Origin of the sequence: Nocardia sp. NBC_00565 (assembly GCF_036345915.1) — a bacterium.
Taxonomy (GTDB): Bacteria; Actinomycetota; Actinomycetes; order Mycobacteriales; family Mycobacteriaceae; genus Nocardia.
On record NZ_CP107785.1, the window covers coordinates 279,481 to 292,660 of the forward strand.

A 13,180-nucleotide genomic window follows, 5' to 3' on the forward strand; every position below is an offset into this window, starting at 1 on the left:
AGAACTCAAGTGGCACGGGACTACTACGGACTGCTCGGCGTCGCGAAGAACGCGACCGACCAGGAGATCAAGCGCGCCTACCGCAAGCTGGCGCGGGAACTCCACCCCGACGTCAACCCCGACGAGGCGGCGCAGGCCAGGTTCAAGGAAGTGTCGACCGCCTATGAGGTGCTGTCGGACCCGGAGAAGCGGCGCATCGTCGATATGGGCGGCGACCCGCTGGAATCCGGTGGTGGCGGCGCCGGCTTCACCGGCGCCGGTTTCGGCGGGCTCGGCGATGTATTCGAGGCGTTTTTCGGCGGCATGAACTCCTCCGGGGGGCAGCGCAAGCCGCGCGGCCGGGTGCAGCCGGGCGCCGACTCGCTGCTGCGGACCCGGCTGAGCCTGGCCGAATGCGCGGTCGGTGTCACCAAGCATCTGACCGTCGACACCGCCATCCTCTGCGATATCTGTCACGGCGCGGGCACCAACGGCAAGTCCAAGCCGGTGCGTTGCGAGACCTGTGGCGGTGCGGGTGAAGTCCAGTCCGTGCAGCGTTCGTTCCTGGGGCAGGTGCTGACCTCGCGGCCGTGTCCGACCTGTCGCGGCGCGGGCGAGACCATTCCGGATCCGTGCCACAAATGTGGCGGCGACGGCCGGGTGCGCGCCCGCCGCGAGATCGCCGCGCCGATTCCGGCCGGTGTCGCCAACGGCATGCGAGTGCGGCTGGCCGCGCAGGGCGAGGTCGGTCCCGGCGGTGGGCATGCGGGCGATCTGTACGTGGAGATCGTCGAGCAGCCGCATGATGTCTTCGTTCGTGACGGCGATGATCTGCACTGCACCATCCGGGTGCCGATGGTCGACGCCGCGCTCGGCACCACCGTCGTCATCGACACCATCCTGGACGGCCCGACCGAGCTGACCATCCCGCCGGGCACCCAGCCGGGTGAGATCTCGGTGCTGCGCGGCCACGGCATGCCGCGACTGCGCTCCGGCGCGCGCGGTGATCTGCTCGCGCATCTGGACATCGTGGTGCCGACCAAGCTGGACGCCAAGACGACCGATCTGCTGCGCAACTACAAGGGTCTGCGCACCGGTGAGCGCGCCGAGGTGATGTCGGCGCAGTCCGAGCACAACAGCGGCCTGTTCGCCCGGTTGCGGGCGTCGTTCAGCGGACGATAGCCGTTGGCCGCGACGGTCTTCTACCTCGACGACATCCCGGAGTCCGGCGCCATCGCGATCCTGGACGGCCCGGAGGGGCGCCACGCCGCGACGGTGCGCCGCATCCGGGTCGGCGAGCCGATCACCCTGTCCGACGGCAACGGTCTGCTCGCCGAATCGGAAGTCGTTGCGGCACAGAAGGATCGGCTGGAATTGCGGATCCTGAACCGGGTGCTGTCGGCCGCGGCTCGACCGCGGGTGACCGTGGTCCAGGCGCTGCCGAAGTCCGACCGTTCGGAGCTGGCGGTCGAGTTGATGACCGAGGCGGGCGCCGACGCCATCGTCCCGTGGCAGGCCGCCCGCTGCATCGCCAACTGGGAAGCCAAGGCGGGCAAGGCCGTCGACAAATGGCGCGCCGCCGCCCGCACGGCCGCGCGCCAATCCCGCCGTGCCTACATCCCCGATGTCGCCGATCTGCACCGCACCCGCGACCTGCTCGACAAGATCCGCGAGATCATCGCCGCGGGCGGAATCGCGGTGGCGCTACACGAATCCGGCGCCGCCCGCTTCGTCGAGCTGCCTTTCGACCGGGCCACCGAGATCATGCTCATCGTCGGCCCCGAAGGCGGCCTGGACGATTCAGAGCTCACCGCCTTCGCCGCCGCGGGCGCCGACGTAACCCTGCTCGGCCCCACCGTACTGCGTACCTCCACCGCCGCCGCCGTCGCTCTCGGCGCCTTGGGCGCGTTGACCTCCCGCTGGTAGCGCGTCGGCTTTTCGGTGCGGCACCGTGAATATGGCGACCACGCAGAGTGTTGCGACAGCGAAGCACGACAGTGTGTACCAGAGATTCCCGATGGGGTCTGCATTGCTCGTCGAACCGTCGACGGCGTCGAAGAAGTCGGGTAACGCGCTCACCCAGAGCAGCGCCATCACGCACAGATACACCACGCTGTAAGTTCGCACGAAGTCGTCCGTGTAGTGCGCGGTGTCCGAGTGGTCGCGCCGTAGCCGCAGCCACTGGCGGGCGAGAATCGGGACCGCGACAATCGTGACGATGACCAGTTCGGCCGCATAGAGAAATCCCCGCAACGTGGTGTTCCCGGCGCCGAACAGCGTTGCCGGGATCGGCAATACGGCCGTACCCAGAGACCCGAGTACGCCGATGACAACGGTGCGCCAAACCAATTGTGGTCCGGAGAACGTTCGACCCTGGTCGACGTGGCGACCGACGAACAACTGGACACAGAACGCCAGCGACATCGGCCACAGAGCGGCGAACACCACCACGCTCGGTAGTGGTACCGAATCGAACATCGGTTGATTGAGCGGGTTTTCGGTCGACCACTCCCACCAGCGCAGCTGTGGGCCGAGATGGTCGAAGATCTCATAGAAGCCGTGGTGGACGAAGCCCACGCAGGTTGCACCGACGAGAACACCGTACCGACGGAAAACCCCGAGCGTTCTGACGATTTCGAAGGCCAAGGTGGCCATCAATGGGTAGATCGCGACGATATAGAGCGGGAGTCGACCCCAGAGGAAATCCACGGTGAAGACGTTGTGCGCGAACATCGTGTCGACGTGTGCGTCGATACCGAAGGCCGCGGGAAAGTACAGCGGCGGTTCGATAATGAACAGGTACGCGGTCGCGCCGAACCAGACCACGAGGTTGGTGGGATCGCCGTGACGACGCAAGCGCACAATCGCGTAGATCAGCGCGAGCACCGCGCCGAGGACGATGGTGAATTCGAGAACCGGCAGCGTCCAGTTTTCCAAGGCGAAAGGGTTTCGTACCTCGACGAGTCCACCGGCCTCCTGACAGGAAAAGCCGAGCGCCTTCGCGAGCTGGTCGAAGGTGGGTGCGCAATGATCAGCCATCAGTCCCCCTGCTGCGCGGCGACCGTATCGGCGGTGTACCAGCGCGTGACGTCGTAACCGGCGTCGTAGCGCTCGAACCACACACCGGCGAGTGCGGGCAGCTTCTCGTGGTCCGGGTTGTGCTTGGGCATTTGACTGCGGATGACGCCCACCAGTGCGATGAGTTGTGCGCCGAGTCGTAGATCGTCGAACGCGCGGGGCATCGGGCCGTTGTCGGCCACCGGCAGCCGCAACCACGTGCGCAGTTTCTGCTTACCCCGGTGCATCGCGAACATCGACAGTGCGTCGATCTGCCGATCCTCCTGCGGGACATGCTTATTGAAGCCTTCGCAGGCGACTTTGATGACCTTCATGACGTGCCGGAAGATCGACGGGGCCATGCGCATCCGGTAGGCGTCGCTGCCGACAATCGAATCGAAGATGATCAGCGCGGAACTTCGATGTTCGACTTCCTCGACGAAATGCCAGATGAACAGCGACGCGACCCGGTCGTCTCCCGGGCGGAAGAGGGTCGAATCGTTGTCGAGCATCAGTTTGAACACCGGGGTGAAGGTCGCCTCCAGGTCAGCGGTGTAGGCGAGCCGATAGTCGAGGGAGGTGTCCGTGGTGAGGCGGTCGAATTCCCCGATCACCTCGTTGAGGGTCTCCTGGAGCCCTGGGTAGTTCCTGATCAGACCGTTGACGTGCTGGCGGTGGGCGGTCGAGTGCTGCCCCTCCTGACGCACGAACGCGTCGGCTTCCTCCGCGACCGCGGGATCGGTAATCCGGGGCATGGCCTCGCGAATCATATTGACGATCATCTTCTCGAAGCCGATCGCCAGGAAGGACACCGCGTTGGCCATCGACGAGAAGGCCGGATTCTCTTCGTTCCACAGGAACGGTACGTCGTAGTCCGCGAATGCGAATCGCATTTTTCGGACCTGTAGATCGGTCACTTGGCTATACCTCGTGTTTCGAAATGGTCTGGTAGCCGCGCTCGGATGCACCGAAGCCTCGATCCGCTGATCATACACAGAGCGGACAGAGTGTATGATAACAATCGCCGCTATCGTCTCGAGCTGGGAGAACGGCGATGAGGCGGCCCTGTGGTAGCGTCGAATCCCTGATCCGGAGGTTTCCCCGCGGTCGGTTTCGCACGCGACGGACATGGTTCGAGCCGAGGAAGCGAGCAGTGGCAGGAAGGCGCGGATGGGGCGGGAGTCCGCCGAGCAGCGATGAAGAAGCGTCCCGTCGAATAGTCGCCGCCGCAGTCGATCTGATCGGACGAACGGGTTCGGAGATCAGCATTGCCGACGTCGCGGAGTCGCTGGGCGTCATCCGTCAGACGGTGTACCGATACTTCCCCAGTGCGGATGCGCTGATGCAGGCCGCGGCGATCGCGTCGGTCGATGGTTTTCTGGATCGGCTGACGAAGCAGGTAAGCGGTATCGAAGACCCTGTCGAAGCGATGACCGAGGGCGTGGTTTACACGCTGGCCGAGGTACGTCGGACGCCCCATCTGGGCATTCTGCTCTCGAGCACATATTCGAATGTGCACCCGGAGAGTCTTACCTCCGAAGAGGCGCAAACCTTCGGGATGACGATGATCAGACGCTTCGATGTCGATTGGGAGCGGTTCGGGTACGACGACGCATCTCTGTACGAACTCGTCGAATACGTCCTGCGAACGATGCAGTCGTTCTTCGTTTCTCCAGGGAATCCGCCACGGAGCGAAGCTGATCTGCGCCGATATCTACGACGCTGGATGGGAGCCGCGATCATCGCCCAAACGAAGCTGGACGGCCGAATCGTGGGCTGACCTGGTTGCAGCGGTGGCGCAAGCGGCCATTCGCCTACCGTCGGCGGGCGTACGTCGCTCCGGTCAGCGCTGCGGCCAATGGGCGTTGGGCGCGCCTGGGACGGACTGCTGCTGCCAGTGAGCGTTGGGTGTGCTGGGGGCGGGCCGCTGATACTGAGCGTTGGGAGCGCCGAGGGCTGGCTGCGGCCAATGGGCGGCGGGTGCGTCGGGAGCGGGCTGCTGCCAGTGAGCGTTGGGTGTGCCGAGGGCGGGCTGCTGGGGCCAGTTCGCGTTGGGGCCGGTTGGGGCGGGCTGCTGATACTGGCCGGGACCCATGGTCTCGGCATTGGCGCGGCCGAGGAGGCCGGGGATCTGCGGTGTGGCGACCGGTGACGATGCGCCGCACCAGGTGCATTCCAGGAAGTGCTTGGTGCTCAGAGGGATGAGCGGGATGAAGAAGAGGGTGAACGTGGTGGCGAGTCTGCGGAGTGCGTGGGCGGCGGGATTGCCGCAGCGGCCGCAGACCAAGGTGATCATGGCGAGTGTGTGGACACGCTTCTGCCAGCCCCAGATGAGCATGAGAACCCCCTAGATAGAAAATCTGTCGTCGGTCACGTTAGTAGATCGGCCAGGCGGCGGCCCGAGTTAACAGACTGTCCGGTCCTGTTGGCGCAAGTACCACACCAGCACCAAGGCGACGAGGACCAGTGCCACCACGCAGGCCGCCAGCCCGGTCCAGCCATACTCGGCATAGGCGATGCCGGTCCCGCCGCCGATAACGGCGCTGCCGAGATAATAGGCGAACAGATACAGCGATGACGCCGCGCCGCGGTTCCCGACAGCCAACACGCCGACCCAGGCGCTCGCCACCGTGTGAGCACCGAAAAACCCTGCGGTGCAGAGCAATATCCCGAGCACCACGGTGCCGAGGTGGTCCGGAACGCTGATCACCACGCCCAGACCCATGAGCCCGATAGACGCGATGAGTACGCGGTGCCTGCCGAGGCGATCGGCTATGCGCCCGCCGACCGCCGAGGCGACGGTTCCGGCCAGGTAGAGCAGGAATATCGAACCAGATACGGCGGCGGGCAATTCGAACGGTGGCTGGGTCAGGCGGTAGCCGAGGAAGTTGTACATCGATACGAACCCGCCCATCAGCACGAAGGCCAAGCCGAACAGGGCCAGCAGCCCGCCGTGCCGCAGCTGGGCACCGAGATCGCTCAGTACCGTGCGCATTCCCGCAGGCCGGGCGAGGAACCCGCGCGAGGACGGGAGCCCGCGCACGAACCAGATGGTGCAGCAGGCCGCCGCGACCGATACCGCCGCCTCGGCCCAGCGCCAGGACGCCAGATCCAAGGTGAACGCCGGAATCAGCCGCCCGGCCAAGCCGCCGATCGTCGTGCCGGCCACGTAGACGCCCATGGCCGTACCCAATCCAGCCGCGCCGATCTCCTCGGCCAGATACGCCATCGCGACGGCGGGTACCCCGGCCAGCGCCGCGCCTTGCAGCGCCCGCCCCGCCAGCAGCACATCCAGTGACGGGCTCAGCGGCAGCAGCAGACCGATCGCGGCCGAGATCACCGCCGACCCCGTCATCACCCTGGTCCGCCCGATCCGCGAGGACAGCGCGCTTACCGGCACGATCGCCAACGCGAGAAATCCGGTGGTCAGCGATACCGTCAGCGCCGCCTGTGCCGGGGCGACGTGAAAGGCCGCCGACAGGCTCGGCAGCAACGCCTGCGCGCTGTACATCGAGGCGAAAGTCGTCAGTCCGGCCGCGAACAGCGCGATGGTGATCCGACGTTCGTGGGATGTGCGCGAAGCATCGGTAGCGCGGATATCTGTGCTGGTCATGGCACCTCCTGCGTCGAGGATGGGCGCCCGGCCTTAAGAACGGAAATGAATAGTAATGTGGTATCTAATGCGCCAAACGCATAAGAAGAGGCCGGATAGTGCTAGGTGACGACCTGCTGTGGTTCACGACACTCGCCGAACTGGAGCGCGTCGGCGCGGCCGCCGAACGGTTGCATATCGCCCAGCCGACGCTGTCGCGCATGCTGGCCCGCCTCGAGCGCCGCCTGGGCGTCGAACTCTTCGACCGCCACGGAAAACGCATCGAGCTCAACGACTTCGGCCGGATCTACTACGAGCACGCCCGCCGCGCCAAGGCCGAACTCGATGCCGCGGGCCAGGCCGTCGCCGACCTCTCCGATCCCGCCAAAGGCGTTGTGCGGCTGTCGTTTCTGCACTCCTTCGGCAGCTGGCTGGTACCGCAGCTGATCAGTGGCTTCCGGCGTGGATCGGCCCGGGTCAGCGTCACGCTGTGGCAGGGCGCCGCCGACGACGTCATCGGACAGGTACTCGATGGCGAAGCCGATCTGGCCATCGTCTCGCCGCGCCCGACCGCGAAGGGCTTGGGTTGGCTCGATCTGCTGCATCAGCCGCTGGTGCTCGCCGTCCCCGCCGAACACAAGCTGGCCGCGCGCCGACACATTCGGCTCGCCGATATCGCCGACGCGGAATTCATCACGATGCCATCGGGTTTCGGCATGCGCCGTATTCTCGACGACCTGTGCGCGGCCGCGAATATTCGGCCGCGCATCATCTTCGAATCCACCGACCTGGTCACGGTCGCGGGACTGGTGGCGGCCGGACTCGGCGTCGCGGTGCTGCCGCTCGAGGATCCGATGCCGGCCGCGGGTTCGCTGTCGGGTCTGGTGACCGTGCCGCTCGCGGATGCGGGCGCCGCGCGCGATGTCGGGCTGATCTGGTCAGCGACCGCCCCGCCATCGGCGGCGGTGCGACGATTTCGTGACTTCACCGAGGATTGGGCGCGGCGGCGCGGGGGAATCCCCATGGCTAGTCGTTTCGAGCGACCGGCAAGCAGTCGCTACGGATGGCGGTAGCCGTTTATTCACTGCAGGTTGTCAGTGGCGCGCGTTAAACTTTCATCAAAAGCACGTAGCTGTCGAGACCGGAAAGCAGGCCATAGCCACTTTTGAGAACACAAGGCGAGATCGGCGACCCGACTACACCCACGGCAGGCATGAGCTCCGGCGAGACAGGTTCGGGCCCCGCAGCGCGCACCGTGCGTTCCAGTATCGAACTCGCTCCCGAATCCGTGTTCCCGTTCCTCGGTTCGGCCGATCAGAATCTACGTGAACTCGAGCAGTTGCTGGATGCGGACATCCATGTCCGCGGCAATTCCGTCACTATCACCGGCAAGGCGGCCGATGTCGCCCTCGCCGAGCGGGTGATCGAACAGCTCGTCGCGCTGACCGGTCGCAATCGAGTGGTGACCCCGGAGGCGGTGCGCCACACCGTATCGATGCTGACCGAGGGATCCTCGGATTCTCCCGCCGAGGTGCTGAGCCTGGACATCCTGTCCCGGCGCGGCAAGACCATCCGGCCCAAGACGCTCAACCAGAAGCGCTATGTCGACGCGATCGACGCCAACACCATCGTGTTCGGTATCGGCCCCGCCGGTACCGGCAAGACGTATCTGGCGATGGCCAAGGCCGTGCAGGCACTGCAGACCAAGCAGGTCAACCGGATCATCCTCACTCGTCCCGCGGTCGAGGCCGGCGAGCGGCTCGGCTTCCTGCCCGGCACGCTCAACGAGAAGATCGACCCGTATCTGCGCCCGCTCTACGATGCGCTGCACGACATGATGGATCCGGAGGCGATTCCGAAGCTGATGGCCGCCGGTGTCATCGAGGTCGCGCCGCTGGCGTATATGCGCGGACGCGCGCAACCGTTGTTCACGAAGGTTTTGACTCCCACGGGCTTCCGCCCAATCGGTGAGCTCGAGGTCGGCGATCTTGTTATCGGGTCCGACGGCCGCCCGACTCCGGTGCTCGGCGTCTACCCACAGGGGCCCAAAGAGATCTACCGAGTTCATACGCAAGATGGTGGATCTGTGTTGGCCTCGGCCGATCATCTGTGGACGGTGTACACCCGTTCCGATCGTCGGCGGGGCAGGCCCCCACGCGTGCTCGAGACAAAGGAGATGATCGGCAATCTCCGTGCTGCGCACTACCATCGGTACGAACTACCGCTGTTGAGCGAGCCGGTTTGCTTCGAGCCACAGCCAGTCCCGATGGACCCTTATGCAATGGGGTTGCTGCTCGGGGACGGGTGCGTCGCTGGTAAGACGACACCGGGGTTCACAAGTGCGGACGGCGAGTTGGCCGGCGCGCTGCAGGATGTGCTTGCCGGTGTGACGGTTCGGCGCAAGTCGGAAATCGACTACGTGCTGAATCGGACGATGACGCCCGGCGATGTCATCACATTGGAGAACCCGGTGACAGCGGTAATGCGTGACGTTGGGCTCTGGGGATGCAAATCGGACACCAAGTTTGTGCCTGCTGTCTACCTGTTCAATTCACCGCAAGTGCGGCTGGCGGTTCTACAGGGACTCTTGGACTCCGACGGCGGCCCTGTTACGCAGCGTGATCGGACATGTCGCATCCAATACACGACTACATCCGAGCAACTGCGCGACAACATGCTGTTCCTGGTTCGGTCACTGGGCGGCGTCGCCTACTGGCGTAGGCGGGCCGCGGCTGGTCGTAAGCCTGGACTCGCGCGCGGCCGTAGCGTGCACCATCGGCACGATGCTTACATTCTCGATCTGCGTTTTCCATCGGATGTGGAGCCTTTCCGGCTGGCGCGAAAGCTCGCGAAGTATCGCGAATCGGGGGGCGGATCCCCGAAGCGCTACATCGATCGGATCGAACCCGCAGGCACCGAGGAAGCGGTCTGTATCCAGGTTGCCGCAGCGGATTCGCTCTACGTCACGGAGGACTTCCTCCTTACGCATAACACACTGAACGATTCGTTCATCATCCTCGACGAGGCGCAGAATACGACCGCCGAGCAGATGAAGATGTTCCTCACACGCCTGGGTTTCGGCTCGAAGATCGTGGTGACCGGTGACGTGACCCAGGTCGATCTGCCCAATGGCGCGCGCTCCGGACTGCGCGCAGCGAGTGAGATCCTCACTGACATCGAGGACATCCATTTCGCCACGCTCACCAGCAGCGATGTGGTTCGGCACCGGTTGGTCTCCGATATCGTCGACGCCTACGAGCGGGCCGAGGCGGAACGGGTGCCCCAGGTCGGGCCGCACTATCCGGGTAATCGCGCGCAGCGCCGCGCCGCGAGCCGGGAGGATCGGCGCTGACGTCAGCTTATAGGCTGATGCGGTGAGCATCGAGATCGCCAACGAGTCGGGTGTCGACGTACCCGAAGAAGACCTGGTCAGTGTCGCGCGATTCGTGATCGGCCGGATGGACGTGCACCCGGCGGCCGAGCTGTCGATGGTGCTCGTCGATCTCGACACCATGGCCGATCTGCACATGCGCTGGATGGACCTACCCGGTCCGACCGACGTGATGTCGTTCCCGATGGACGAGTTGGAGCCGGGCGGTCGACCCGACAGCGCCGAACCCGGTCCGTCCATGCTCGGCGATATCGTGCTGTGCCCCGAATTCGCCGCCGGCCAGGCCCGCAAAGCGGGTCACTCGCTGGACCACGAACTCGCGCTGCTCACCGTCCACGGCGTGCTCCACCTGCTCGGCTACGACCACGCCGAGCCGGAGGAGGAGAAGGAGATGTTCGCGCTGCAGGCTCGACTGCTCGAAGAGTGGTACGAGAGTCTGCGCGAGGCGCAGCGCCGGGCCGAACTGGCCGAGCGCGATGCCAGGCTGCTGGGTAAGGCGGGTTTCACCACACCTGGTGAGGCGCTGGGCCCCGCGTGAGTTCGCTGACCCTCATCCTGCTGGCGATCCTGCTCGTCCCGGTGGGCGGGGTGTTCGCCGGTGTCGACTCGGCGTTGAACACGGTCTCAGCGGCGCGGCTCGAGGATATGGTCCGAGCCGACCGGCCTGGTGCGGTGCGGCTCACCAGGATCGTGGCCGACCGCCCGCGGTACGTGAATCTGCTTGTGCTGCTTCGTATTCTGTGCGAGATCAGCGCGACGGTGCTGTTGGCCGCGGCCTTGCTCCCGCTGTGGGACGACGATTGGGCGCTGCTGTGCACCGCTGCCGTCATGGTGCTGGTGGACTACGTGGTGATCGGAGTCGGCCCGCGCACCCTCGGGCGTCAGCACGCCTACTCCATCGCGCTCGCCTCCGCGCTTCCGTTGCAATTCATCGGCACGGTGCTCGGTCCGGTCAGCAGGCTGCTGATTCTCCTCGGCAACGCGATCACACCCGGTAAGGGATTTCGCAACGGCCCCTTCGCTTCTGAGGTCGAGCTGCGCGAGGTCGTCGAGATGGCGAGCGCGCGCGGTGTGGTGGCCGATGACGAACGCCGAATGATCCAGTCGGTCTTCGAACTCGGCGATACCCCCGCCCGCGCGGTGATGGTGCCGCGCACCGAGATGGTCTGGATCGAGGCGGATAAGACCGCGGCACAGGCGATGTCGCTCGCGGTGCGCAGTGGGCACTCGCGCATTCCGGTGGTCGGCGAGAATGTCGACGACATCCTCGGTGTGGTGTACCTGAAAGACCTTGTGCCGTATGCGGATAAGAGTCGCAGGGTGCAGGTGCACGAGGTCATGCGCCCGGCCGTGTTCATGCCCGACTCCAAACCGCTGGACAGTCTGCTCGACGAAATGCAGCGCCGACGAAACCATATGGCGCTGCTGGTCGACGAATACGGCGGCATCGCCGGACTGGTGACGATCGAAGATGTGCTCGAGGAGATCGTCGGTGAGATCGCCGACGAATACGACACCGACGAGACCCCGCCCATCGAGGACCTCGGCGCGGGCCGCTACCGGGTCTCGGCGCGGCTGTCGGTCGAGGATCTGGCCGAGCTGTACGGCCTGGAGATCGAGGAGGAGGACGTCGACACCGTCGGCGGCCTGCTCGCGCACGCGCTCGGGCGGGTGCCGCTGCCCGGTTCCAAAGCCGTTGTGTACGGCCTGGTACTGCGCGGCGAGGGTGGCGCGGACGCGCGGGGGCGGGTGCGGGTGCACACCGTCGTCGTGCGCCGGGCGCCGGAGCGAACGCATGCCGAGAAATCCGACGGCAAGCGCAAAAGTAACGGATCGGACCGGGACGTCCCACCCGATCGTGATGAGAACGGAGATAGCGAATGACCGAATTGGATGCCGAGGACGCCAAGCTCGTGGTGCTGGCCCGTGGCGCGCTGGGCCGCACCGACGGTACTGCCGGCGCCGCGATCCGCGATACCGACGGGCGCACGTACGCGGCCGGTGAGGTCAGCCTGACCGCACTGCGGCTGACCGCACTGCAGGCGGCCGTCGCGGCCGCGATCTCCAGTGGCGCAGAGGGATTCGAGGCGGCCGTGGTGGTCGGTGGCCGGTTCTCCGATGCCGGTGTCACGGCGGTCCGCGAGGTCTCCGCGAACGCGCGCATCGTCTTCACCGACCGCGACGGCGCCGTCTTCGATATCGTCGACGATGCCGCGAGCGCGGAGGTACAGGGTGGCTGACACCGAATTCCGTTCCGGCTTTGTCTGTTTCGTCGGCCGCCCGAATACCGGCAAGTCGACGCTGACCAACGCGTTGGTCGGCCAGAAGATCGCGATCACGTCCTCGCGCCCGCAGACCACCCGGCACACCATCCGCGGCATCGTGCACCGCGACAACGCCCAGTTGATCCTGGTCGACACCCCTGGCCTGCACCGGCCGCGCACCCTGCTCGGCCAGCGGCTGAACGACCTTGTGCGCGATACGTATTCCGAAGTCGACGTGATCGCGCTGTGCATTCCGGCGGACGAGAAGATCGGCCCCGGCGACAAGTGGATCCTGCAGCAGATCAAGCAGATGGCGCCGAAGACCACATTGCTCGGCGTGGTCACTAAGATCGACAAGGTGAGCCGCGACCAGGTCGCCGAACAGTTGATGGCGCTGTCGCGGCTGCTCGGTCCGGAAAACGATGTCGTGCCCGTTTCCGCCGTCAAGGGTGAACAGGTCGAGGTCCTCGTCGATGTCATCGCCTCGAAAATGCCGGAGGGCCCGGCCTTCTACCCCGACGGCGAGCTCACCGACGAGCCCGAGGAAACCCTCATGGCCGAGCTCATCCGCGAGGCCGCGCTGGAGGGTGTGCGCGATGAACTGCCGCACTCGCTCGCGGTGGTCATCGAGGAAGTGCTGCCGCGCGAAGAGAACGAAGACCTGCTGGACGTGCACGCCCTGCTGTACGTCGAACGCCCGTCGCAGAAGGCCATCATCATCGGCAAGGGCGGTGCGCGCCTCAAGGAGGTCGGCATCAACGCCCGCAAGCAGATCGAACACATCCTCGGCGCCCGCATCTATCTGCACCTGCACGTCAAGGTCGCCAAGGATTGGCAGCGCGACCCGAAACAGCTTGGCAAGCTCGGGTTCTGACGGTGGAAATCATGGGATGTGAT

12 protein-coding genes and 1 pseudogene are annotated in these 13,180 nt (G+C 65.5%); 9 read left to right on the forward strand and 4 right to left on the reverse strand.

Annotation, left to right across the window (positions count from 1 at the left end):
* Window positions 1-9: 9 nt before the first annotated feature.
* The gene (gene dnaJ / locus OG874_RS01675) at window positions 10-1,161 is read left to right on the forward strand and encodes a molecular chaperone DnaJ (RefSeq protein ID WP_330253347.1); all 1,152 of its coding nucleotides are present in this window, start codon (window positions 10-12) and stop codon (window positions 1,159-1,161) included.
* A 3-nt stretch (window positions 1,162-1,164) separates the two neighbouring features.
* Complete coding sequence (locus tag OG874_RS01680; protein ID WP_330253348.1) at window positions 1,165-1,905, forward strand: 16S rRNA (uracil(1498)-N(3))-methyltransferase; 741 nt, start codon at window positions 1,165-1,167, stop codon at window positions 1,903-1,905.
* On the opposite strand, the pseudogene OG874_RS01685 reads toward OG874_RS01680, so the two are convergent.
* Window positions 1,882-3,018 (reverse strand): annotated as a pseudogene (locus OG874_RS01685) (hypothetical protein); the annotation flags it as partial. The gene OG874_RS01680 and the pseudogene OG874_RS01685 sit on opposite strands and share 24 nt — an antisense overlap.
* The gene (locus OG874_RS01690; protein WP_330253349.1) at window positions 3,018-3,953 is read right to left on the reverse strand and encodes a metal-dependent hydrolase; all 936 of its coding nucleotides are present in this window, start codon (window positions 3,951-3,953) and stop codon (window positions 3,018-3,020) included. The gene OG874_RS01690 and the pseudogene OG874_RS01685, both read right to left, overlap by 1 nt.
* Window positions 3,954-4,189: 236 nt before the next feature.
* On the opposite strand from OG874_RS01690, the gene OG874_RS01695 reads away from it, so the two are divergent.
* Window positions 4,190-4,816: a TetR/AcrR family transcriptional regulator gene (locus tag OG874_RS01695; RefSeq protein WP_330253350.1), complete on the forward strand. Its 627-nt coding sequence runs from the start codon at window positions 4,190-4,192 to the stop codon at window positions 4,814-4,816.
* A gap of 63 nt (window positions 4,817-4,879) precedes the next feature.
* Here the strand turns inward: OG874_RS01695 and OG874_RS01700 are convergent, their stop codons facing one another.
* Together OG874_RS01700 and OG874_RS01705 are read right to left on the reverse strand one after the other, a co-directional pair.
* On the reverse strand, window positions 4,880-5,374 hold the full coding sequence (locus tag OG874_RS01700) for a hypothetical protein (RefSeq protein WP_330253351.1): 495 nt from the start codon (window positions 5,372-5,374) through the stop codon (window positions 4,880-4,882).
* Window positions 5,375-5,440: 66 nt separating this feature from the next.
* Window positions 5,441-6,649, reverse strand: coding sequence for an MFS transporter (locus OG874_RS01705; protein ID WP_330253352.1), 1,209 nt, complete (start codon window positions 6,647-6,649; stop codon window positions 5,441-5,443).
* A gap of 98 nt (window positions 6,650-6,747) precedes the next feature.
* Between OG874_RS01705 and OG874_RS01710 the strand changes: the two genes are divergently transcribed.
* From OG874_RS01710 to era, 6 genes are all read left to right on the forward strand, one after another.
* On the forward strand, window positions 6,748-7,701 hold the full coding sequence (locus OG874_RS01710) for a LysR family transcriptional regulator (protein WP_330253353.1): 954 nt from the start codon (window positions 6,748-6,750) through the stop codon (window positions 7,699-7,701).
* A gap of 140 nt (window positions 7,702-7,841) precedes the next feature.
* Window positions 7,842-9,980: a PhoH family protein gene (locus tag OG874_RS01715; protein ID WP_330253354.1), complete on the forward strand. Its 2,139-nt coding sequence runs from the start codon at window positions 7,842-7,844 to the stop codon at window positions 9,978-9,980.
* A 22-nt stretch (window positions 9,981-10,002) separates the two neighbouring features.
* Window positions 10,003-10,557 (forward strand): rRNA maturation RNase YbeY, encoded by a 555-nt coding sequence (gene ybeY / locus OG874_RS01720; RefSeq protein WP_040688009.1) that lies wholly within the window; start codon window positions 10,003-10,005, stop codon window positions 10,555-10,557.
* Entirely contained in the window at window positions 10,554-11,903 is a 1,350-nt protein-coding gene (locus tag OG874_RS01725; RefSeq protein ID WP_330253355.1) for a hemolysin family protein, read from the forward strand. Before ybeY ends, OG874_RS01725 begins: the two co-directional genes overlap by 4 nt.
* Complete coding sequence (locus OG874_RS01730) at window positions 11,900-12,259, forward strand: cytidine deaminase (protein WP_330253356.1); 360 nt, start codon at window positions 11,900-11,902, stop codon at window positions 12,257-12,259. The genes OG874_RS01725 and OG874_RS01730 overlap by 4 nt, the downstream gene beginning before the upstream one ends.
* Entirely contained in the window at window positions 12,252-13,157 is a 906-nt protein-coding gene (gene era, locus OG874_RS01735; protein ID WP_330253357.1) for a GTPase Era, read from the forward strand. The genes OG874_RS01730 and era overlap by 8 nt, the downstream gene beginning before the upstream one ends.
* Window positions 13,158-13,180 lie beyond the last annotated feature (23 nt).

Excerpts from the sequence above, each read along its gene's own strand:
- OG874_RS01705 (WP_330253352.1), bottom strand. The coding sequence starts at position 6,649 with ATGACCAGCACAGATATCCGCGCTACCGATGCTTCGCGCACATCCCAC.
- OG874_RS01700 (WP_330253351.1), bottom strand. The coding sequence starts at position 5,374 with ATGCTCATCTGGGGCTGGCAGAAGCGTGTCCACACACTCGCCATGATC.
- OG874_RS01730 (WP_330253356.1), top strand. The coding sequence starts at position 11,900 with ATGACCGAATTGGATGCCGAGGACGCCAAGCTCGTGGTGCTGGCCCGT.
- OG874_RS01715 (WP_330253354.1), top strand. The coding sequence starts at position 7,842 with ATGAGCTCCGGCGAGACAGGTTCGGGCCCCGCAGCGCGCACCGTGCGT.